At 74.1% G+C, this 20809-nt stretch carries 19 protein-coding genes and 1 riboswitch; of the genes, 12 read left to right on the top strand and 7 right to left on the bottom strand.

Going from position 1 to position 20809, the window contains the following annotated elements; all coding sequences use genetic code 11:
* The first annotated feature begins 111 nt into the window (after nt 1-111).
* Both VM95_RS21970 and VM95_RS45265 read left to right on the top strand, forming a co-directional pair.
* Nucleotides 112-1104 (top strand): ABC transporter permease, encoded by a 993-nt coding sequence (locus VM95_RS21970; protein WP_045699539.1) that lies wholly within the window; start codon nt 112-114, stop codon nt 1102-1104.
* 139 nt (nt 1105-1243) lie between these two features.
* Complete coding sequence (locus tag VM95_RS45265; protein WP_063773542.1) at nt 1244-3025, top strand: dipeptide ABC transporter ATP-binding protein; 1782 nt, start codon at nt 1244-1246, stop codon at nt 3023-3025.
* A 68-nt stretch (nt 3026-3093) separates the two neighbouring features.
* Here VM95_RS45265 and VM95_RS21960 read toward each other — a convergent pair whose 3' ends face one another.
* Nucleotides 3094-4161 carry a DNA topoisomerase subunit B gene (locus VM95_RS21960; protein ID WP_244178882.1) on the bottom strand — a complete coding sequence of 356 codons (1068 nt, stop codon included), beginning with the start codon at nt 4159-4161 and terminating at the stop codon, nt 3094-3096.
* A 120-nt stretch (nt 4162-4281) separates the two neighbouring features.
* Between VM95_RS21960 and VM95_RS21955 the strand changes: the two genes are divergently transcribed.
* Nucleotides 4282-4779: a cytidine deaminase family protein gene (locus tag VM95_RS21955; protein WP_244178881.1), complete on the top strand. Its 498-nt coding sequence runs from the start codon at nt 4282-4284 to the stop codon at nt 4777-4779.
* Between the two features lie 95 nt (nt 4780-4874).
* The gene (locus tag VM95_RS21950) at nt 4875-5438 is read left to right on the top strand and encodes an EF-hand domain-containing protein (protein WP_045699537.1); all 564 of its coding nucleotides are present in this window, start codon (nt 4875-4877) and stop codon (nt 5436-5438) included.
* Between the two features lie 202 nt (nt 5439-5640).
* Here VM95_RS21950 and VM95_RS21945 read toward each other — a convergent pair whose 3' ends face one another.
* Nucleotides 5641-6216, bottom strand: a complete 576-nt coding sequence (locus tag VM95_RS21945) for a TetR/AcrR family transcriptional regulator (RefSeq protein ID WP_045699535.1) — start codon at nt 6214-6216, stop codon at nt 5641-5643.
* Nucleotides 6217-6380: 164 nt separating this feature from the next.
* On the opposite strand from VM95_RS21945, the gene VM95_RS21940 reads away from it, so the two are divergent.
* From VM95_RS21940 to VM95_RS21910, 7 genes are all read left to right on the top strand, one after another.
* Nucleotides 6381-6968 carry a dihydrofolate reductase family protein gene (locus VM95_RS21940; protein WP_045699533.1) on the top strand — a complete coding sequence of 196 codons (588 nt, stop codon included), beginning with the start codon at nt 6381-6383 and terminating at the stop codon, nt 6966-6968.
* A 102-nt stretch (nt 6969-7070) separates the two neighbouring features.
* Nucleotides 7071-7523, top strand: a complete 453-nt coding sequence (locus tag VM95_RS21935) for a gamma-glutamylcyclotransferase family protein (RefSeq protein ID WP_045699532.1) — start codon at nt 7071-7073, stop codon at nt 7521-7523.
* Nucleotides 7524-7727: 204 nt separating this feature from the next.
* Nucleotides 7728-8966 (top strand): bifunctional cobalt-precorrin-7 (C(5))-methyltransferase/cobalt-precorrin-6B (C(15))-methyltransferase, encoded by a 1239-nt coding sequence (locus VM95_RS21930; protein ID WP_045699530.1) that lies wholly within the window; start codon nt 7728-7730, stop codon nt 8964-8966.
* On the top strand, nt 8963-9724 hold the full coding sequence (gene cobM / locus VM95_RS21925) for a precorrin-4 C(11)-methyltransferase (protein ID WP_045699528.1): 762 nt from the start codon (nt 8963-8965) through the stop codon (nt 9722-9724). Before VM95_RS21930 ends, cobM begins: the two co-directional genes overlap by 4 nt.
* Nucleotides 9724-10512, top strand: a complete 789-nt coding sequence (locus VM95_RS21920; protein WP_045699526.1) for a cobalt-precorrin-6A reductase — start codon at nt 9724-9726, stop codon at nt 10510-10512. Before cobM ends, VM95_RS21920 begins: the two co-directional genes overlap by 1 nt.
* Nucleotides 10513-10575: 63 nt before the next feature.
* Nucleotides 10576-11079, top strand: a complete 504-nt coding sequence (locus tag VM95_RS21915; protein WP_045699523.1) for a DinB family protein — start codon at nt 10576-10578, stop codon at nt 11077-11079.
* Nucleotides 11080-11132: 53 nt separating this feature from the next.
* Nucleotides 11133-11639 (top strand): protein-tyrosine phosphatase family protein, encoded by a 507-nt coding sequence (locus VM95_RS21910; protein ID WP_045699521.1) that lies wholly within the window; start codon nt 11133-11135, stop codon nt 11637-11639.
* A gap of 46 nt (nt 11640-11685) precedes the next feature.
* Here the strand turns inward: VM95_RS21910 and VM95_RS21905 are convergent, their stop codons facing one another.
* Both VM95_RS21905 and VM95_RS21900 read right to left on the bottom strand, forming a co-directional pair.
* Nucleotides 11686-13215: a UDP-N-acetylglucosamine 1-carboxyvinyltransferase gene (locus tag VM95_RS21905; RefSeq protein ID WP_107073044.1), complete on the bottom strand. Its 1530-nt coding sequence runs from the start codon at nt 13213-13215 to the stop codon at nt 11686-11688.
* Nucleotides 13216-13367: 152 nt separating this feature from the next.
* Nucleotides 13368-14552 (bottom strand): cobalt-precorrin-5B (C(1))-methyltransferase, encoded by a 1185-nt coding sequence (locus VM95_RS21900; RefSeq protein WP_045699582.1) that lies wholly within the window; start codon nt 14550-14552, stop codon nt 13368-13370.
* Nucleotides 14553-15062: 510 nt separating this feature from the next.
* Here VM95_RS21900 and VM95_RS21895 point away from each other — a divergent pair.
* Nucleotides 15063-16802, top strand: a complete 1740-nt coding sequence (locus VM95_RS21895) for a TIGR03767 family metallophosphoesterase (protein WP_208615506.1) — start codon at nt 15063-15065, stop codon at nt 16800-16802.
* A 185-nt stretch (nt 16803-16987) separates the two neighbouring features.
* Here the strand turns inward: VM95_RS21895 and VM95_RS21890 are convergent, their stop codons facing one another.
* The 3 genes from VM95_RS21890 to VM95_RS21880 are packed head-to-tail and all read right to left on the bottom strand — an operon-like array spanning nt 16988 to nt 20489.
* On the bottom strand, nt 16988-18523 hold the full coding sequence (locus tag VM95_RS21890; RefSeq protein WP_045699515.1) for a precorrin-2 C(20)-methyltransferase: 1536 nt from the start codon (nt 18521-18523) through the stop codon (nt 16988-16990).
* Nucleotides 18520-19146 carry a precorrin-8X methylmutase gene (locus VM95_RS21885; RefSeq protein WP_045699513.1) on the bottom strand — a complete coding sequence of 209 codons (627 nt, stop codon included), beginning with the start codon at nt 19144-19146 and terminating at the stop codon, nt 18520-18522. The genes VM95_RS21890 and VM95_RS21885 overlap by 4 nt, the downstream gene beginning before the upstream one ends.
* Complete coding sequence (locus tag VM95_RS21880; protein ID WP_244178880.1) at nt 19143-20489, bottom strand: hypothetical protein; 1347 nt, start codon at nt 20487-20489, stop codon at nt 19143-19145. Before VM95_RS21880 ends, VM95_RS21885 begins: the two co-directional genes overlap by 4 nt.
* A 215-nt stretch (nt 20490-20704) precedes the next feature.
* Nucleotides 20705-20770, top strand: a riboswitch (cobalamin riboswitch).
* Nucleotides 20771-20809 lie beyond the last annotated feature (39 nt).

The following is a 20809-nucleotide window of genomic DNA, read 5'->3' as shown; positions in this document are numbered from 1 at the left end:
GTCCTGGGCCCCGGGGCCCTGAAGCTCTGGGGCCCGAGGTCCCGGGGTCCCGGGGCTCTGAAGTCCCGAAGTCCCGCGCCCGGCTGGTGAATCGTCCGAGGTACCGAGAAAATGCTCAGTTTCGCCCTGCGGCGCGCCCTCCAGGCGCTCGCCGTCCTGGCCGCGGTCTCCGCCGCCGCCTTCGCCCTCTTCTACGCCGCGCCCGCCGACCCGGCCCGCGCCGCCTGCGGCCCGCGGTGCGACAGCGGGCAGGTCGCGGCGGTCCGCCAGAGCATGGGGCTCGACCAGCCGCTGCTCGCCCAGTACGCCGACTACCTCGGCGGGATCCTCGCCGGGCGGGACATCGGCGACGTGGACGGCTCCGTCATCCACTGCGACGCCCCCTGCCTCGGCTACTCCTACCGGCTGCACCAGCCCGTCACCGAGGCGCTGACCGACCACCTGCCCGTCACCCTCTCGCTCACCGCCGGCGCGCTCGCGGTCCTGCTGGTGCTCGGCCCCGGCACCGGATTCCTCGCCGCGCTGCGGCACGGCCGCCGCACGGACCGGCTGCTGTCCGGCTTCACCCTGGTCGGCGCCAGCGTGCAGATCTACTTCCTCGGATACGTCGCCCAGTGGGCGCTGGTGTACTCCACCGGCCTGCTGCCGCTGCCCGGCTACACCCCGCCGGCCGAGGACCCGGCCGCCTGGGCCGGCGGGATGCTGCTCCCGTGGCTCGTCCTCGGCTTCGTCAACTCGGCGGTGTTCGCCCGCCTTTCGCGCTCGCAGCTGCTGGAGACGATGAACGAGGAGTACGTCCGCACGGCCCGCGGCAAGGGCCTCGGCCGGCTGCGCGCCCACCTCAAGTACACGGCGCGCGGCGCCGCCGGGCCGCTCGTCCAACTGCTCGGGCTGGAGGCCGGGGCGCTGCTCGGCGGGGCGGTGATCACCGAGACGGTGTTCGGGCTGAACGGGGTCGGACGGTTCGCCGCCGAGGCCGTCGAGGGGCAGGACCTGCCGGCCGTGGTCGGCGCGGTGCTACTGGCCGCCTGCTTCGTGGTGCTGTTCGTCGCGCTGGCGGACCTGGCGGTGGCCTGGCTCGATCCGCGCGTCCGGTTGAGCTGAGGGGAGTTGTTCGATGATGGCGATGACGGGGTCTCCTGGGGCTTCCGGCGGTGGTGGCCGTGGCCGTGGCCTGGTCGGGAGCGGTGGCGGTGGATTGGTCGGGAGCGGTGGCAGAGGCCCGGACGGGAGCGGCGGGTCGGTGCTGAGTGTGCGGGACCTGACGGTCACCTTCGCCGCCCCGCGCGGTGGCGAGCCGGTGACGGCGGTGAGCGGGCTGTCCTTCGACCTCGCACCGGGTGAAGTCCTGGGCCTGGTCGGCGAGTCGGGCTCGGGGAAGTCGACGGTCGGGCTCGCCGTCCTAGGCCTGCAGGACCCGCGCACCACCACCGTCACCGGCTCGATCCGGCTGGGCGGGCGGGAGTTGGTGGGCGGGGCGGCGGAACCGGCGGGTGCGCAGGAGCTCGTGGGCACGCAGGAGCTCGTCGGCGCGCAGGCGCTCGTCGGGACGCAGGAGCTCGTCGGCGCACAGGAGTCGGTGCTGCGCCGGGTGCGCGGCGGCCGGGCGGCACTGGTCTTCCAGGACGCGCTCACCTCGCTCAGCCCGTTCCACGGCGTCGGCGCCCAACTCGCCGAGATGTACCGGCTGCACCACCCGGGCGCCGGGCGCGCCGAGGCCCGCCGGCGGGCGGTCGCGATGCTGGAACGGGTCGGCATCCCGGCCGCCCGGGCCGGCGACCACCCGCACCGGTTCTCGGGCGGCATGCGCCAGCGGGTGATGATCGCGATGGCGCTGATGAACGACCCGCAGCTGCTGATCGCCGACGAGCCGACCACCGCCCTGGACGCCCGCGTGCAACGCCAGGTCCTCGACCTGCTGCGCGAGTTGCAGCGCGAACACGGGACGGCGGTCCTGCTGGTCAGCCACGACCTGGGGGTGGTCGCCGGGACCACCGACCGCACGCTGGTGCTGCGCGGCGGCCGCGAGGTCGAGTCCGCGCCGACCGGCGACCTGCTGGCCGCGCCGCGCGAACCGTACACCCGGGCCCTGGTGGGGGCGGCGCTGGGACTGGACTCCGTACCGGGCTCAGAACTGCCAACAGTTGACGATCCGTCACCTACGAGAACGTTCCGAACCAGGGGCGACGCGGGGCTGCGGCCCTCGGAGCGCTGGCTGGTGGAGGTCGACGACCTCGCCGTGCACTTCCCCGGGCGGCGGCGCCTCGCCTCCCCGCGCGACCTGCGGGCCGAGGGGCTGCGCCTCCCGACGCTGCGGGCCGAGTCGGTACGGGCGGTCGACGGGGTGAGCCTGCGGATCGCACCCGGCGAGACGGTCGGGCTGGTCGGCGAGTCCGGCTCCGGCAAGTCCACCACCGCGCGCGTCCTGGCCGGCCTCCAACACCCCAGCGGCGGCCGGGTGCGGTACGACGGCCAGGACGCCACCCGGCCCGACCGGGAGCTGCGGCGCCGCCTCAGCCGCGAGGTCCAGCTGGTCTTCCAGGACCCGTACGCCTCGCTCAACCCGCGCCGCACCATCGCGCGGACGCTGGACACCCCGCTGCGCCTGCACACCCCGCTCGGCGCGGCGCAGCGGCGGGAGCGCGCCGCCGAACTGCTGGAGCAGGTCGGGCTGTCCGCCGACCACCTGGACCGCTACCCGCACGAGTTCTCCGGCGGGCAGCGCCAACGCATCGGCATCGCCCGGGCGTTGGCGCCGCAGCCGCGCCTGATCATCGCGGACGAGCCGGTGTCGGCGCTCGACGTGTCCGTCCAGGCGCAGGTGCTCAACCTGCTGATGGAACTGCGCGAACGGCTCGACGTGGCCTTCCTGTTCGTCTCGCACGACCTGGCCGTGGTGCGGCACTTCTGCGACCGGGTGGCGGTCATGCACCGGGGCCGGCTCGTCGAGTCGACGGACCGGGACCGGCTGTTCGCCGCGCCGCACACGGACTACACCCGGGAGCTGCTGGCGGCGGCGCACTAGCGGGCCCAATTGGCGAAGGTGCGAACGCCGTTGCGGGGGAACGGCGTTCGCACCGCGCTCGCCGGTTGTCAGCCCTGGAGGGCCCGGGCGACGAGGGCGGCGGCCCGCTCCGGGTGCTCCGCCAGCCAGGCACCGAGGCGGTCCCGGACGGCTTCGGCGACGCAGGCGCGCACCGGGGTGTTGCCCAGGCGGTCGCGGATGGCGCCTTCGAAGGCGGGACCGTCCATCTTGACGGACACGACCGCCGTCAGGCCTTCGGCGAGCCGGTCCGCGATCCGATCGGCGATCCGATCCGTGGTCCCGTCCGTGATCCGATCGGTGATCCGGTCCGTGGTCCGGTCCGTGATCCGGTCCGTGATCCGGTCGGCGTCGAGGTCGGGGCTCGCCTCGGCGGGCAACCGGCGCTCCCGCGCGTACGCGGTGACGGCGGCCGCCAGCCCGTCGCGCAGGCCCTGGACGTGCGTGCCGTGCGGGGTGGGGTGGCTGTTGGCGTAGCCGCGGATCCGCGCCTCCCCGGTGTCACGCCAACGCAGGGCCACCTCCAGCGTGCCGGACATCCGGGCGTCCTCGCGCTCGACGGCGATGACGTCCGGACCACCGGGGGGCAGCCCCTGGCGGTCGAGGAACGCGACGAGGTCCCGTGCGCCGCCCGTGGACCGGAACCGGAGCGAGCGGGTCTCGCCGGGGTGGCGGCGGTCGGTGAGGGTGATCTCCAACGGACGGTAGAGGAAGGCCAGTTCCCTGAAGCGGTCGGCGAGGGTGTCGAACGAGTACGCGGTGGTCGTGAAGATCTCAGCGTCCGGCCAGAGGGTGAGGACGGTCCCGGTCCCGGACGCCTCCCCCTCCTCGGTGAGCGGGGTGACGGCGACGCCGCGCTCGTACGCCCGGGTCCAGCGGACCCCCGCGCGGTGCACCTCGGCCGTCAACCGCGCCGAGAGGGCGTTGGCCACGCAGGGCCCGATGCCGGCCCAGCCCCGCCCCAGATCGAGGCGCCCGACCGGCGCCGGTCCGGGGCTGAGGCGGGTCAGCAGGGCTTCGAGGTCGGGCTCGTGCGGGTCGCCGGTCGGCTCGACGGGGATGCCCGGCCCGTCGTCGGCGATCCGGACGCCGCCGTCCGGCGTCAGGGTGACGTCCACGTGGCCGGCCCGGCCGGTCAGGACTTCGCGATCTCCGAAAATATTGGCGCCGGGGTCGGTCCGCGGCCCATGATCGAAGCCTTCGCATTCGATCCACTCCACTCCAAGCAAGGAGCAGCCATGCCGGCCAGCGCGCGGACCAGCGCCGACCCCGACGCCGTCGACCTCGAACTCGTCGCGGCCGCCGAGGAGGTGGCCCGGCGGTTCTGCCGCGGCGACAACCACACCGTCGCGGCCGCCGGGCGCAACGCGGACGGACGGATCGTCACCGCCGTGAACGCCTACCACTTCACCGGCGGGCCGTGCGCCGAGCTGGTGCTGATCGGCGCGGCGGCCGGCCAGGGGGCGTACGAGCTGACCACGATCGTCGCGGTGGGCGACCGCGGGCGCGGGGTCATCCCGCCGTGCGGGCGCTGCCGGCAGGCGATGCTGGACTACTTCCCCCGGGCGCGGGTCATCGTCGGGCGGCGGTCAGCGCTGCGCGCCGTGCCGGTGCCGGACCTGCTGCCGGAGGCGTACGTCTGGGCGGACCACCAGGACGACCCGCAGCTCGGGGACGACGCGGACCCCCAGGGCGACGCGGACCTCGGGAACGACCCGGACCTCGGGGAGCAGTAGCCGATGCGTTCGCTCGCCGTTCGGCTGCGCCGGGGTGGCGCGACGCGTTAGCGTGCTGGCGGAGTGACGCAGCGATCGCCAGCCGAGGGGGCGCATTGTCGGACGACCTGCTCATCGCAAAGATCAACCACGGTTTCGACCACCTCGACGCCGATGGGGACGGCCTGCTGACCGAGCGGGACCACGTGCTGATGGGCCTGTCGGTGGCCCGCTCGCTCGGCCACCGGGAGGGTTCGGAGGCCGAGGCGGTGATCGTGCGGGCCTACCTGACGGTCTGGCACGACCTGCACCTGGCCCACCTGCCGGCCGGGACGCAGGCGATCACCCGGGAGCAGTTCCTGAAGTCCACGGGCTCGCTCGCGGACGACCCGGAGGCGGCGCGGGCCTGCTACGGCGCGCTCGCCGCCGCGTTCCTGGAGGTCGCGGACGCCGACCGCAGCGGCACGATCGACGCCGGGGAGTTCTTCGTGTTCCAGCGCGGCCACTTCGCCGGGCTGTCCCGCGACGACGCTGACGAGGCCTTCCGCCGCCTCGACCGGGACGGTGACGGCATGCTGTCGGCGGCCGAGTTCACCGACGCGATCGTCGAGTTCTGGACCAGCCGCGACCCGGAGGCGCCGGGCAACTGGTGGACGGGGAAGGCGCCGGAGGCGTTCTGACGCCGGGCCCGCACGCTTCTAGCGTTGCTAGCGTTCTTGACGCCGCCAGCACCGCTGCTAGCGGCGATACTGCCGCTAACACCGATACCGATGCGACCGCCGCTCCGGCCTGACGGGTGCCCACCCCGGCCGGAGCGGCGCTCGCGGTTTCCGGCCGTCCGTCGCCGCCGCCCCCTCGGTCGCCTCGGTCGCGGGCGAGCGCTCAGGCCGCCGGGACGATCCGCTCGACGATCGCGTCGATCAGTGCCGTCAGGCCGTCCGTTCCCAACACCTCGGGGAGCGTGAGCTGTTCGAGGATCAGCCCGGTCATCGCGAGGTAGAGCACGACGACGGTCTCCCGGTCGCCCGGCAGCCCCTGGCCGAGGTGGTAGGCGACGTTGGCGTCCAGCTCGTCCCGGACGGCTTCGGTGAGCCGGGCGCGCAGTTCGGGGCGGCGGGTGGCCTCCAGGCGCAGCTCCAGCAGGGCGACGTAGCCGGCCCGGTCCTCCGAGATGCGCCGGAAGATGTCGCGCACCAGGGCCTTGACCAGGTCGCGGTCGCGCGGGGCCCGCAGCAGCTCGGCGATCATCACCGGGTCGGGGGTGAGCCGCTCGTGGATGTACCGGGCGGTCTGGTCGAGCAGGTGGTCCCGGTTGGAGAAGTAGTTGGAGGCGGTGCCCTTGGGCACGCCGGCCTGCACGTCGACCGCGCGGAAGGTCAGGCCGCGGGCACCCTCGCGGGCGAGGACCTCGATGGCGGCGTCGGCGAGGGCGGTGCGGCGGGCGGGGTTCTGGACCATGGACCGATTCTCTCTTCCACGATTCCGGGGTTCTTCTCGACCCCGGCAACCAGTGCGAATGGACAACCACTACAAATGGAGTACTATAGGTGAAGTGGTTGGACGGACGGGCCGGATCCTCCCTCGCCGTCCACCCCGGACAGCCCCCGACCCCAAGGACCCGTATGCGCAAGCTCACCTACCTCATCGGCGCCACCATCGACGGCTACATCGCCGCCCCGGACGGTGACTTCGACTTCTTCACCCCCTTCGTCACCGAGGACTACGCCCCCGCGCTGTTCGCCCAGTACCCGGAGACCCTCCCCACCCCCGCCCGCGCCGCGGTCGGCATCGCCGAGGCCCCCAACAAGCGCTTCGACACCGTCCTGATGGGTCGCGGCACCTACGACCCGGGGCTGGCCGCCGGCCTCACCAGCCCGTACGGCCACCTGCGGCAGATCGTGTTCTCCCGCACCCTCGACCCGGCGCTGGACCCGGAGGTGGAGATCACCTCGGAGGACCCGCTCGCGGTCGTCCGCCGGCTCAAGCAGGAGGAGGACGGGCTCGGCATCTGGCTCTGCGGCGGCGCCGAGCTCGCCGGGCAGTTGCTGCCCGAGATCGACGAGCTGATCATCAAGCAGTACCCGGTGGTGGCCGGCGAGGGCATCCCGCTGTTCCGCGCGGGGTTCGAGCCGCGGGCCTTCACGCTCACGGACAGCCGGACCTTTCAGCGCGGGAACGTGGTGCTCACGTACGAGCGGGCGGCCTCGTAGCCGCGACCGGCCGTGGACGCCGCGGGTACCGCGGGTTCCGCGGGTACCGCCGGACGGGTGCTGGGCGTACCGTGGGCGGCCCCGCCCAGGAGGTCCGCGCCCGTGCCCGAGTCCGGTGACGCCCTGCCGTTCTTCGTCTACGGGACGCTGCGCACCGGCGGGCGCAACCACGCCGTCCACCTGGCCGGGCGGTGCGCGGACGTCCGGCCGGCGGTGCTGGACGGCGCCGCGCTGCACCAGGGGCCCGGCTACCCGTACGCGGTGCCGGACGCCACCCCGGGGAGCCGGGTGCTCGGCGAGCTGATCACCGTCCGCCCCCGCGCGTACGCGACGGCACTCGCCGCGCTCGACCGGCTGGAGGACTGCCGGGCCGACGGCACGGGCCTGTACGTGCGGCGGCGGCTCGCGGTGCGGACGTCGACCGGCGGGACAACGGACGCGTGGGTGTACCTCGCCGGGCCGGCCGTCGAGGCGCGGCTGCGCGAGCGGCCGGCGCTGATCACCTCCGGGGACTGGGCATGGGCGGAGCGCGGAGCGCGGACGGCGAACGAATGACAGAGTTCACCTGACAGATGACAGGTGACAGATAACAGATGTTGAACTCTGAAAGCTGAAATCTGTTATCTGTTCGCTGACATCTGTTCGCCGACATCTGGCCGCTGAACGTCCAACACCGCCAGGTAGGCTGCCCCGGCCAGCAGGAACGCCCGCAGAACACCCGTAGAACGCCCGCAGGACCGAACGACGAGGAGCCACCCGGTGCCCGAGCAGCCACCCCCGATCACCGTCGTCGGGATCGGCGCCGAGGGCTGGTCAGGTCTCGCCCCCGACTCCCGGGCCGCACTGCTGGACGCCGAGGTGATCCTCGGTGCCCCCCGACAGCTGGACCTCCTCCCCCGGCCCGAGGTCGCCGCCGAGCGCGTCGCCTGGCCGTCCCCGCTGCGCCCGGCCGTCCCCGGCCTGCTCGCCGCCCACGCCGGCCGCCGGATCGCCGTCCTGGCCAGCGGCGACCCGATGTTCTACGGCATCGGCCGCACCCTGGCCGAGACGGTCGGCCCCGAGCGGCTGCGCGTCCTGCCGCACCCCTCCTCCGTCTCCCACGCCTGCGCCCGGATCGGCTGGCCGCTGGAGGCCACCGAGGTCGTCAGCCTGGTCGGCCGCCCGCTGGACACCCTCGCCCTCGCCCTGCACCCCGGCCGCCGCCTGCTCGTCCTCAGCGCCGACGCCACCACCCCCGCCGCCGTCGCCGCGCTGCTCACCGCCCGCGGCTACGGCACCGCCCGTCTGCGCGTCCTCGAGAAGCTCGGCCACGCCCACGAACGGCAGCTCGACGGCCGCGCCGACGACTGGCCGCACCCGCCCGGCGACCCGCTCAACCTCATCGCCGTCGAGCTCGGCGACGGCCCGCGCGGCTCCCTCGTCCCCGGCCTGCCCGACGCCTCCTACGAGAGCGACGGCCAGCTCACCAAGCGGCACGTGCGCGCCGCCACCCTCGCCGTGCTCGCCCCCTCCCCCGGCGAACTGCTGTGGGACGTCGGCGGCGGCTCCGGCTCGATCGCCGTCGAGTGGCTGCGCGCCCACCGCGACTGCCAGGCCGTCAGCATCGAGCGCGACCCCGTCCGAGCCGAGCGCATCGCCCGCAACGCCGCCACCCTCGGTGTCCCCCGGCTGCGCGTGGTCACCGGCCCCGCCCCCGCCGCACTCGCCGAACTCCCCACCCCCGACGCCGTGTTCATCGGCGGCGGCCTCACTGCCCCCGGCCTGCTGGACAGTTGCTGGTCCGCGCTGCGCCCCGGCGGCCGCCTCGTCGCCAACACCGTGACGCTGGAGTCCGAGGCACTGCTCACCGAGTGGTACCGGCGCCACGGCGGGGAGCTCGTGAAGCTCGCCGTCGCCCACGCCGTGCCGGTCGGCGGCTTCACCGGGTGGCGCCAGGCCATGCCGGTCACCCAGTGGTCCGCCGTCAAGCCCAACACCCCTCAGGAGAACGCCTCGTGACCGTCTACTTCATCGGAGCCGGCCCGGGCGCCGCCGACCTGATCACCCTGCGCGGCCAGCGCGTCCTGGCCCGCGCCGAGGTCTGCCTCTACGCCGGCAGCCTGGTGCCGCGCGAACTGCTCGACGAGTGCCCGCCCGGCGCCCGCCTCGTCGACACCGCGCAGCTCAACCTCGACCAGATCATCACCAAGCTGGTCGCCGCGCACGAGGCGGGCCGGGACGTGGCCCGGCTGCACTCCGGCGACCCGTCCGTCTTCTCCGCCGTCGCCGAGCAGATGCGCCGCCTCGACGCGGCCGGCGTGCCGTACGAGGTGGTCCCCGGCGTCCCGGCGTTCGCCGCCGCCGCGGCCGCCCTGAAGCGGGAGTTGACCGTCCCGACGGTCGGCCAGACCGTCATCCTGACCCGGATCGCCAAGCGCGCCACCCCGATGCCCGAGGGCGAGGACCTGGCCACCCTCGGCCGCAGCGGCGCCCTGCTGGTGCTGCACCTGGCCGCCGGCTACGTGGACGACGTGGTCGAGCAGCTGCTCCCGCACTACGGCGCCGACTGCCCCACCGCCGTGGTCGCGATGGCCAGCCGCCCCGACGAACTGGTGCTGCGCGGCACGCTCGCCGACATCGCCGGGCAGGTCAAGGAGGCCGGCGTGGTCCGCACCGCCGTCATCATCGTCGGCCGCACCCTCGCCGCCGAGCAGTTCCGCGACAGCCACCTCTACTCGGCGGACCGCGAGCGCCCGCACGAGCCCTGCGGCGCGTGATGCGGCCCCTGCAGCACCTGCGACACCTGCTGATCCTCGGCGGCACGACCGAAGGCCGGGCGCTGGCCGCCGCGCTCGCCGACCGCCCCGGCCCGCGGGTCACCAGCTCGCTGGCCGGCCGGGTCGCCCAACCCCGGCTGCCCGCCGGGCAGGTGCGGATCGGCGGCTTCGGCGGCCCGGACGGCCTGGCCGCCTGGCTGCGCGCCGAACGGGTGGACGCCGTCGTCGACGCCACCCACCCGTTCGCCGCCGGCATCTCCCGCAACGCCGCCCTCGCGGCCGCCGCCACCGGCGTGCCGCTGCTGGTCCTGCGCCGCCCCGGCTTCACCGCGGCCCCCGGCGACCGCTGGCACCCGGTGCCCTCGCTCGCCGCGGCCGCCGAGCTGCTGCCCACGCTCGGTCGGCGGGTCTTCCTCACCACCGGGCGGCAGGGCATCGCCGCCTTCGCCCACCTCGACGGGCTCCAGTTCCTCGCCCGCTCGGTCGACCCGCCGGAGCCGCCGATGCCCGCGGCGCTCGAAGTCCTGCTGGACCGGGGCCCGTTCACTCTCGACGGCGAACGCGCACTGCTGCGCGAGCACCGCGTCGACGTCCTCGTCACCAAGGACAGCGGCGGCGCCGCGACCGCCCCCAAGCTCACCGCCGCGCGCGAACTCGCCCTGCCCGTCGTCGTGGTGGAGCGTCCGCCGGTCCCGGCCGGGCTGCCCGTCGCCCCGGACGTCCCGGGCGCGCTGCACTGGCTGGAGCGACTGGAGCGGCCGGGGCAGCCGGAGCGGCAGCCGAACTGATCCCACCGTCCCGCTTCGTGAAATTGCGGAGCGTCCGCACCCGCCGCGCGGCAGGATGAGGGCATGAGCGATGATCCCCGCACGTCCACACCCCGGACCGCCGACGAACGCGCCACTCTGGCAGGGTTCCTGGACTACCAGCGCGGCACCCTGGCGATGAAGTGCGCCGGCCTGAGCACCGAGCAGCTTCGCGCCCGCGTCCTCGCGCCGTCCGGGCTCTCCCTGCTCGGGCTGGTCCGGCACCTCGCCGAGGTCGAACGCGGCTGGTTCCGCAACGTGCTGGCCGGCGAGGACGCACCCGGCTTCTGGAGGCACCCGGACGGCTCCTACGCCGAGTTCGACGCCGACACCGCCGACCCGGAGGAGGCCTTCGCGATCTGGCGCCAGGAGTGCGACCACGCCCGGGAACTCGTCGCCGCCGCCGAGTCGTTGGACGTCCAGGGCCACTTCGGCGAGGAGGCGTTCTCGCTGCGCTGGATCCTCGGCCACATGATCGAGGAGTACGCCCGCCACAACGGCCACGCCGACCTGCTGCGCGAGCACCTGGACGGCACGACCGGCGAGTAGCCCACCCGGCGGCCGAGCGCAGTCCGGGCAGGCCCCCGGAGAGGGAGCAGGGGATGCGCACCCGCCAGAAGGACCGCGACACCCCGGGGCCGTCCGAGCCCTGGAACGAGATCGCCCCCGGGCTCTGGATGGGCGGGCACTACTGCACCCCGCCCGGCGGCGAGCTCGAACCCGCCGTCGTCCGGTACGAGTTCGACCTGGTGGTCAGCCTGTTCACGTTCCCCGGGCACGGCCCCGCGCCGGGCGTGGAGCACCTCGTGCGGGAGGTGCCGGACGCCGCGCTCTCACCGGGGCAGCTGCGGGCCTTCCAGGAGGCGGCCGACGCGACGGCGCTGGCCGTCCTCCGGGGCCGCCGGACGCTGGTGCGCTGCCACTCGGGCTACAACCGCTCGGGGCTGGTGGTGGCACAGGCGCTGGTCGGCCTGGGGCACGGCGCCGGGGAAGCCGTCCGGTTGGTACGGGAACGGCGCTCGCCGTGGGCGCTGAACAACCCGGTGTTCGTGGACTACCTGGACACCGGGTTGGACGTCGCCGCGCTACTGTCCGGCCTCAACGGGTGAGGCCGGACAGTAGATTGACGGGCCGTCATGTCGTCGCCGTACGGGCTCAGATGTCGCGGAAGGTCTCGATCTGGGCGCCGATGGAGTTCAGGCGCTCGGCCAGGTCCTCGTAGCCGCGGTTGATGACGTACACGTTGCGCAGCACGGAGGTGCCCTGGGCGGCGAGCATCGCGAGCAGGATGACCACGGCCGGGCGCAGCGCGGGCGGGCACATCATCTCGGCGGCGCGCCAGCGGGTGGGGCCCTGGACGAGGACGCGGTGCGGGTCGAGGAGCTTGACGTCCGCGCCGAGCCTGGTCAGCTCGGTGAGGTAGATGGCGCGGTTGTCGTAGACCCAGTCGTGGATCATCGTGGTGCCGTGCGCGGCCGCGGCGATGGCGGCGAAGAACGGCACGTTGTCGATGTTGATGCCCGGGAACGGCATCGGGTGGATGGTGTCGATCGGCGCGGTGAGCTTGGAGGGGCGCACGGTGAGGTCGACCAGACGGGTGTGGCCGTTGTGGGCCCGGTACTCGGGGGTGCGGTCGTAGTCGAGGCCCATGCCCTCCAGGACCGCGAGCTCGATCTCCAGGAACTCGATCGGCACCCGGCGGATGGTCAGCTCGGAGGAGGTGACGACGGCGGCGGCGAGCAGGCTCATCGCCTCCACCGGGTCCTCGGCCGGGGTGTAGTCGACGTCGCAGGTGATCTGCGGGACGCCGTGCACGGTGAGGGTGGTGGTGCCGATGCCCTCGATCCGGACGCCCAGCTTCTCCAGGAAGAAGCACAGGTCCTGGACCATGTAGTTCGGCGAGGCGTTGCGGATGACGCTGACGCCGTCGTGCCGGGCGGCGGCGAGCAGGGCGTTCTCGGTGACGGTGTCCCCGCGCTCGGTCAGCACGATCGGCCGGTCCAGCGGGGTGCCGGGCTCGACCGAGGCGTGGTAGGCGCCGCCGGTGGTGGCGACCTCCAGGCCGAAGCGGCGCAGCGCGGTCAGGTGCGGCTGGACGGTCCGGGTACCGAGGTCGCAGCCGCCCGCGTACGGGATGGCGAAGCGCTCGGCGCGGTGCATCAGCGGGCCGAGGAACATCAGCACGCTGCGGGTGCGGCGGGCGGCCTCGACGTCCATCGCGGCGAGGTCGAGCTCGGCCGGCGGGGTGAGTTCGAGGTCGCGGCCCTCGTTGATCCAGCGGCTCCTGACGCCGATGCTGGTCAGCACCTCCAGGATGCGGTAGACCTCCTCGATCCGGGCGACGCTGCGGATCGTGGTGCGGCCGGTGGTCAGCAGCGAGGCGCAGAGGATCGCCACGCAGGCGTTCTTGCTGCTGCGGACGTCGATCGCGCCGGAGAGGCGGGTGCCGCCGGCGACGCGCAGGTGCATCGGGCCGGAGTAGCCGAGGGAGACGATCTCGCTGTCGAGGGCCTCGCCGATGCGGGCGATCATCTCAAGACTGACGTTCTGCTTGCCCTGTTCGATGCGGTTGACCGCGCTCTGGCTGGTGCCGAGTGCCTCGCCGAGCTGCGCCTGGGACCAGCCGCGGTGCTGACGAGCGGTACGGATGAGGGTGCCGATACGGGTGAGGTAGTCGCCTGTCACTCGGCAGACCATATCTCATGGTTGAGATGGCACCAGAATCAAGGGCGGGCGTGGCGCCACATTTGTCCGTTTCTCACCCTGTATGCGCATCGGATCTTCACATCACCGTGCGATATTCCTGAGGTTCTGCTGTGCAAGCGCGGCACAGGAGTTCACGCCGTGGACGGCCCCAGCGGTTCCGCCCGGCCCACGATGGTGCCCGCCCGGTCGATGCAGATGACGTCCACCGCGACCGGCGAGCCCACCAGCACGCCCAGCGCCGTCGCCCGGGCCGCCTCCGCGACCAGGTCGCCCAGCGGCACCCCGGCCTCCCGGCACAACTGCACCGCCTGCAGGCCGGTGTTGGCCCCCGCCACCGCCTGCGCCAGCGCCTCGTCCGCGCCGCCGCGCCGGGCCAGGTCCGCCAGGTACCCCTTGTCCACCTGGGAGCGCGCCGAGTGCAGGTCCAGGTGGCCGGCGGCGAGCTTGGACAGCTTGGCGAAGCCGCCCGCGATGGTCAGCCGGGGCACCGGGTGGCGCTTGAGGTACTTGAGGACGGCCCCGGCGAAGTCGCCCATGTCGAGCAGCGCGTCCTCGGGCAGCCCGTGCACCGCGACCGCGACCTTCTCCGAGGTCGAACCGGTGCAGCCCGCCACGTGGGTGCGCCCGGCGGCGCGGGCCACGTCGACGCCGCGCCGGATCGAGTCGATCCACGCCGAGCAGGAGTAGGGGACGACGATGCCGGTGGTGCCCAGGATGGACAGGCCGCCGAGGATGCCGAGGCGGGGGTTCCAGGTCGAACGGGCGATCTCCTCGCCGTGGTCGACGGAGATCTCCACCACCACGTCCCCGCTGCCGCCGTGCTCGGCGGCGACCTCGGCGACGGCGTCCCGGATCATCTGCCGGGGCACCGGGTTGATCGCGGGCTCGCCGACCGGCAGCGGCAGGCCCGCCTTGGTGACCGTCCCCACACCCGGCCCGGCCCGGAAGACCACCCCGGCGCCGGGCTCGCCCGCCCGTACGGTGGCGCGGATCAGGGCGCCGTGGGTGACGTCGGGGTCGTCGCCGGCGTCCTTGACCACCCCGGCCATGGCGCTGGACCGGGCCGGTCCGGGGGCCGGCTGCGCGGCGGTCGACCGGTCGGCTGCCGGCTGCTCGGTCGCCGACAGTTCGGTCGCCGGCTCCCCGGCGGTCAGCCGCTCGACCGCGAGGGCGAAGGCCGGCTGCTGGCCCTTGGGGAGGGTGATGGTGACCGGGTCCGGGAACGTGCCGGTGAGCAGTGCGGTGTACGCGGCCTTGGTGGCGGCGGTGGCGCAGGCGCCCGTCGTCCAGCCGTGTCGCAGGCCGCTGCTCTTCAGCTGCCCGGCCCGGCCGCCCGCACCGGCACCCGCACCGGTGCCCGTCGTGGCGCCGACGTCGGCTCCCGTACCGGTCCCGGCTCCGGTTCCGGCTCCTGCTTCGGCTCCCGCTGCGGCCACCTGTGCCTCGCTTCCCACGACGCCCGCGCCCGGCCACCTCGGCCGGACCAGCCGATTTTCCCTCACCCGCCCCACCGCAGCACGACCGGGGCGGGCCCTGCCGCCGGACCGACGGGCCGGTGCGGGAAGCGGTGCGGGAGGGAGCGCGGGAAGCGGTGCGGGAAGCGGGGAGGAACCACCGCCGGGCGTTCTCGAACTGTTCTCCGCACGGGTCTCCCCCCGCCCGACTACCAGCGAGTAATCTTTCGCTCCGTTAATTAGCGGGTTCATGACGCCGGCGGGGTTCCTCACACCGGCCGCTTCGTGGTGCCCGCAGGGTCCATGACGCGTGGTCCGGCGACCGGTACATCCGGCCGGGCCGTCAGTAACTGGGGGTTTCCCGTGGCAGCGATGAGACGTCGCACCTTCCTCACCGGCACGTCGGTGGCCGCCGCCTGGTCGGCCCTGTCGCTCGGCGGCGCGCAGTTCGCCTCGGCGGCGGCGCGCGAGCAGGCGCTGGCGACCACGGCCGCGCGCGCGGTCAGCGTCACCGGCACCACGCTCGAACAGGTGGCCACGCCGGTCGGCACCGGCGGCTACAAGCGGCTGACCGCCGGGCCGGGCTGGCCCCTGATGGTGCGCGGCGACCTCGCCGCGGCGGGCGACGGGCGCGACGACCGCCGCACCGGGCTGGCCAGCTTCGTCCAGTTCAGCGACCTGCACCTGGTGGACACCGAGTCCCCGGTGCGCTTCGAGTACCTCGCCAAGCTCACCGGCAGCGCCTACCGGCCGCAGGAGGCACTGAACGCGCGTGGCGTCTCCTCCCTCGTCGAGCGGGTCAACTCGCTGGCCGGCGGCCCCTACACCGGCCTGCCGTTCAGCATGGTGATGGCCACCGGCGACAACACCGACAACCACGAGCTGGCCGAACTCGACTGGTACCTCAAGGTCATGGGCGGCGGACGGCTCGCCCAGAACACCGGCGACACCAGCCGGTACGAGGGCGTGCAGAACTCCGGCAACGCCGCCTTCTGGAACCCCGAACTCGCCTACGCCGACAGCTACAAGGCCAAGGGCTTCCCCCAGGTGCCCGGCTTCCTCTCCGCCGCAGGCCGCCCCTTCGACGCGCCCGGCCTGCGCACCCCCTGGTACACCACGGTCGGCAACCACGACGACAGCATCGAGGGCTCGCTGCCCGACTTCGGGCTCCTCAACGACCTCTACACCGGCGGCTACAAGCTGGAGGGCTGCGACGACGCGACCGCCGGCCAGCTGGCGGACTCGCTGCGCCGCGACCCGGCGGGCGCCGTGCTGCTGCTCGCCAAGCTGATCGCGAGCGGCGAGGCGGTCCGCGAGGTCACCCCGGACGAGCGCCGACACCCGTTCACGCTCAAGGAGTTCGCCAAGGCGCACCTCGACCCGGCCGCCACCGGCGCCGGCCCGTACGGGCACGGCTTCACCTCGGACATGGTGAGCAGCGGCAAGCTCTACTACACCTTCCGCATCTCGGAGAAGGTCGTCGGCATCAGCCTGGACACCACCAACCAGGCCGGATTCGCGGACGGTTCGCTGGGCACCGCCCAACTGCGCTGGCTGGAGCAGCAATTGAAGGCACACAGCGGGCACTGGTACGACACCAACGGGAACCGGGTCACGGGCGGCAGCACGGACGACCTGATCCTGGTCTTCAGCCACCACACCAGCACCAGCATGGGCAACCTGCTGCCGGACCCGCGCAACATCTTCGAGAAGCGGCACGACGGCAACGAGCTGGTGGCACTGCTCCAGCGCTACCCGAACGTGGTCGGGTGGGTGAACGGCCACACCCACATGAACAAGATCACGCCGCACGGGCACGCCGTGCCGGAGCGGGCGTTCTGGGAGATCAACACCGCCTCGCACATCGACTACCCGCAGCACGGGCGCATCATCGAGATCGCGGACAACGGGGACGGCACGATCTCCCTGTTCACCACGCTCATCGAGTCCGCCGCGCCGTACGCGACGGACTTCGCCAGCACCTCGGACGCCAACCTGGCGGCGCTCTACCGCGAGCTGTCGTACAACGACCCGAACGGGCGCCCGACCGCACTGCTGGGCGCGGGCGAGGACCACAACACGGAGCTGCTGCTCACCAAGCCGACCCGGTGACCGGGCGCCGGACGACCGCGCCCTCCGGGTGAGGGCCGCCGCGGGGTGACGGCGAACAGATAACAGAAGACAGACGACAGATAACAGCGGACAGATTTCATCATCTGTCCGCTGTTATCTGTTCGCTGTTATCTGTTCGCCGTCAGCCGTCAGCCGTTCTGCCGCCGCCCGGCGCCCGGCGCCCGTCAGTCCGGGTACCGCCGTGGCGTCCAGACGACCTCGACGCCCGACGCCCGCTCGACCGCCTGGGTCTGCGAGGAGCCGATGAGCAGGATCGTCCGCATGTCCACCAGGGCCGGGTCCAGCTCGCCGAGCCGGACGATCCGGACGCGTTCGGTCGGGCCGCCGACGTCCCGCGCCATCACCACCGGGGTCTGCGGCGCGCGGTACTCCAGCAGCAGGTCGCGGGCCAGGCCGACCTGCGTGGTCCGGGACTTCGAGCCCGGGTTGTACAGCGCCAGCACCAGGTCGGCCTCGGCGGCGGCGCGCAGCCGCTTCGCGACCGCGTCCCACGGCTTCAGCCGGTCCGACAGCGACACCACCGCGTAATCGTGCCCGAGCGGGGCGCCGGCCCGGGAGGCGGCCGCGTGGGCGGCGGTCATCCCCGGCACGATCCGCACCGGCACGTCCCGGTAGGCGGGCTCGCAGGCGACCTCCAGCACGGCGGTGGCCATCGCGAAGACGCCCGGGTCGCCGGAGGACACCACGCAGACCCGGTGTCCGCGCCGGGCGAGGTCCAGGGCGAACTCGGCGCGCTCCGACTCGACCTTGTTGTCGGAGCCGTGCCGCTGCTGCCCCGGCCGCTCGGGCACCCGGTCCAGGTAGGTGGTGTAGCCGACCAGGTCGGTGGCCTCGGCCAGCGCGCCGCGCGCCTCCGCGGTGAGCCACAGCGGCCCGGCCGGCCCGGTGCCGACCACGGTCACGCTGCCCATGCCGTCCGCCAGCCGTACGGTCGGCTCCAGCGGCGCGACCTTGCTCGGCAGCACCGCGACCGAGAAGTACGGCACGCTGTCGCCGTCGATCTCGGCGAGCGGCGCGATCCGCTCCCCGTCCTGGTAGGCGCGTTCGACGTACTGGGCGTCGGCGAGCCGGCCCGCGCGCTCCAGGGCCCGCCGGACGGCCGGGAAGGTGCGCCCCAGCTTCATGATCACGGCGGAGTCGGCGGCCGCGATCCGGGCGGTCAGCTCCTCCTCGGGCAGCGTGCCCGGGATGACGGTGAGCGTCTCCTCGGCCTCGGTCAGCGCCTGTCCGAGCCGGGCGGCGGCGGCGCTGACCGAGGTCACGCCGGGCACCACCTCGGTCGGGTAGCGGTGCGCGAGCCGCTTGTGCATGTGCTGGTAGGAGCCGTAGAAGAGCGGGTCGCCCTCGGCGAGGACGACGACGTCGCGCCCGGCGTCCAGGTGGGCGGCGAGCCGGTCGGCGGCCTCCGTGTAGAAGTCGTCGAGCGCGCCCCGGTAGCCGCCCGGGTGGTCGGTGCTCTCGACGGTGAGCGGATAGACCAGCTTCTCCTCGATCTGACCGTCCGTCAGATAGCGTTCGGCGATCGAGCGCGCGATGGAGCGGCCGTGCCGGGCGCTGTGGTACGCCACCACGTCGGCCTTGCCGATAAGTTCGGCCGCGCGGACGGTGACCAGCGACGGGTCGCCCGGGCCGAGCCCGACCCCGTACAGCCGCCCGGTGGCGCCGCCCTGGCGATCCTGGCCAGTCTGACGATCCGTCACTCTACTTCGCTCGCAATCGCGTTGATCGCGGCGGCGGCCATCGCGCTGCCGCCGCGCCGGCCGCGCACCACCAGGTGCTCCAGGCCGGACGGGTGCTCGGCCAGGGCCTGCTTGGACTCGGCGGCGCCGATGAAGCCGACCGGGACGCCGATCACCGCGGCCGGACGCGGCGCGCCCGCCTCGATCATCTCCAGCAGCCGGAACAGCGAGGTCGGCGCGTTGCCGACCGCCACCACCGCGCCCTCCAGGCGGGGCAGCCACAGCTCCATGGCGGCGGCGCTGCGGGTGTTGCCCATCGCGCGGGCCAGCTCGGGCACCGACGGGTCGGTGAGGGTGCAGATCACCTCGTTGTCGGCGGGCAGCCGCTTGCGGGTCACGCCGCTGGCCACCATGTTGACGTCGCACAGGATCGGCGCCCCGGCGTGCAGGGCGGCGCGCGCGGAGGCGACCACGCCGGGCGAGTACACCAGGTCCTCGACCAGGTCGACCATGCCGCAGGCGTGGATCATCCGCACCGCGACCTGGGAGACGTCCGCCGGAAGGGCGGCCAGGTCGGCCTCCGCCCGGATGGTGGCAAAGGACTGGCGGTAGATGGACGCGCCGTCCTTCTCGTACTCGATCACTTCGTGGTCCTCCTGGCCGCGGCGACCGCCTCGGCCGTCTGCTCGTTCCTCACGTCCACGGACACGTTCACGGACACGTCCACGGAAGGGCCCGCGGTCGTCGCCGGCCCGTTGACCGTCACCCGGTAGCCGTGCCCCGTGGCGAGCACGTCCACCCATCGCCCGGCCGGGTGGCCGCAGCGCCGTTCACAGCCGGACCAGTGCACCGGCAGTGCGCCCGGCCCGGATTCCGCCGACTCCAGCGCCCGCGCCGCGTCCGCCCGGACGTCGGCGAGCGACTTGGCGCAGCCCGGCAGCCCGGTGCAGGCGGTGGCCCGCTCCCAGGCCGAGCCCGGCTCGGTGCGCACGCCGGCCGCCGCCAGGGCGGGCAGCCGGTCGGCCGGGGCGCCCGGCAGCACCACGCCGCGCCAGGGGGTCAGCCGCAGTTCGCCCGCAGAGGCGGCGACGAGCGCGCGCCACTGGGCGGCGCTCGCGCGGCCGAAGCGCAGGCCCACCGAGAGAGCGCCGGGCAGCGCACCGACGGCGGGTGCCTGCCCGGCGAACGCGGGCAGTTCCACGGCGCCGGCCGGCAGCCGGCCGCTGCCCCGGTCGGGCAGCAGGTCCGCCACCTCGCGCACGTGCCAGGCCTTGCGCCCGGTGGCGCGCAGCACGTCCAGGAACGCGTGCGCCGCGTCCAGGACGGCCGTCACCTCCTGCCCGGGCTCGACCGGGTGCCCGTAGGCGGCGCGCCCGAGGCGCAGCAGCGCGGGCCGGCCCGCGCCGGCAGCACCCGCATCAGCAGCGCCCGAAGCACCGGCGTCCGAGCCTGCGATCAATGTCACATCGGCGTCGAGCGCGGCGACATCGCCCCGCCCGTCGTCCAGCGCGAACAGGAACTTGCCGGAGAGCCCGGCCGCCCAGTCGCTCGCGCACAGCCGCGCGTCCAGTTCCCGTACCCAGGGCCGCAGATCGGCCCCCGGAGCGCCCCCGGCGCCGGGCAGGCCGGCCAGCGGCGAGGCCACGATGTTGCGCACCCGCTCGTGGGTGTCCGAGGGCAGCAGGCCCACCGCCCGCAGCCGGTCGGCGAGTTCGGCCGCGCAGTGCGAACCCAGGCCGCGCAGTTGGACGTTGCCGCGCGAGGTGGTCTCCAGCGCGCCGTCACCCAGGGCTTCGGCCGCCTCGGCCAGCGCGAGAGCCTGACGGCCCGTCAGGAGCCCGCCGGGCAGCCGGACGCGGGCGAGGGCGCCGTCGTCGGCGGCGTGCAGGCGCAGCGCGCCGGGGCAGGCGTCCGCGCGCCCCCGGTCTGGCACCCCCCGGTCGGACGCCGCGGCGCCCGGCGCGGCGGCGTCGGGTGTCGGTGGCATGGCGGCGAGCATACAGATGATCCGATCGGTTGCCCCCGTCCGCTGCATCACATTCCCGGGCCGCCCCGTGCCCGGGCCCACTCGTGCCGGCGCCCGTGCCGGCGCTCCGCCGACCGCTCCCGCCACCGGCCGCTCTCCCGCAGGTCAGCCGTACCCCGTACGATGCTGCCGGGCGGTCCCGGCGGACCGCCCGACGCCAGCGACGGCGCAGGGGAGGAAACCGGTGCGAACCCGGTGCGGTCCCGCCACTGTGACCGCGGCGCACCGGGGAGCCGGTGGACCGCGGAAGCCAGGAACTCCTGCCGTCCTCCACCGGCCCG

It is taken from the genome of Streptomyces rubellomurinus (genome assembly GCF_000961885.1).
Classification (GTDB): Bacteria; Actinomycetota; Actinomycetes; order Streptomycetales; family Streptomycetaceae; genus Kitasatospora; species Kitasatospora rubellomurina.
This window is presented reverse-complemented; position numbering and strand designations above follow the sequence as displayed.

Coding starts and splice junctions, on each gene's coding strand:
- VM95_RS21880 (WP_244178880.1), bottom strand. CDS start 20,489: ATGCCACCGACACCCGACGCCGCCGCGCCGGGCGCCGCGGCGTCCGAC.
- VM95_RS21940 (WP_045699533.1), top strand. CDS start 6,381: ATGCGCAAGCTCACCTACCTCATCGGCGCCACCATCGACGGCTACATC.
- VM95_RS21970 (WP_045699539.1), top strand. CDS start 112: ATGCTCAGTTTCGCCCTGCGGCGCGCCCTCCAGGCGCTCGCCGTCCTG.
- VM95_RS21955 (WP_244178881.1), top strand. CDS start 4,282: ATGCCGGCCAGCGCGCGGACCAGCGCCGACCCCGACGCCGTCGACCTC.
- VM95_RS21895 (WP_208615506.1), top strand. CDS start 15,063: ATGAGACGTCGCACCTTCCTCACCGGCACGTCGGTGGCCGCCGCCTGG.
- VM95_RS21945 (WP_045699535.1), bottom strand. CDS start 6,216: ATGGTCCAGAACCCCGCCCGCCGCACCGCCCTCGCCGACGCCGCCATC.
- VM95_RS21920 (WP_045699526.1), top strand. CDS start 9,724: ATGCGGCCCCTGCAGCACCTGCGACACCTGCTGATCCTCGGCGGCACG.
- VM95_RS21910 (WP_045699521.1), top strand. CDS start 11,133: ATGCGCACCCGCCAGAAGGACCGCGACACCCCGGGGCCGTCCGAGCCC.
- VM95_RS21915 (WP_045699523.1), top strand. CDS start 10,576: ATGAGCGATGATCCCCGCACGTCCACACCCCGGACCGCCGACGAACGC.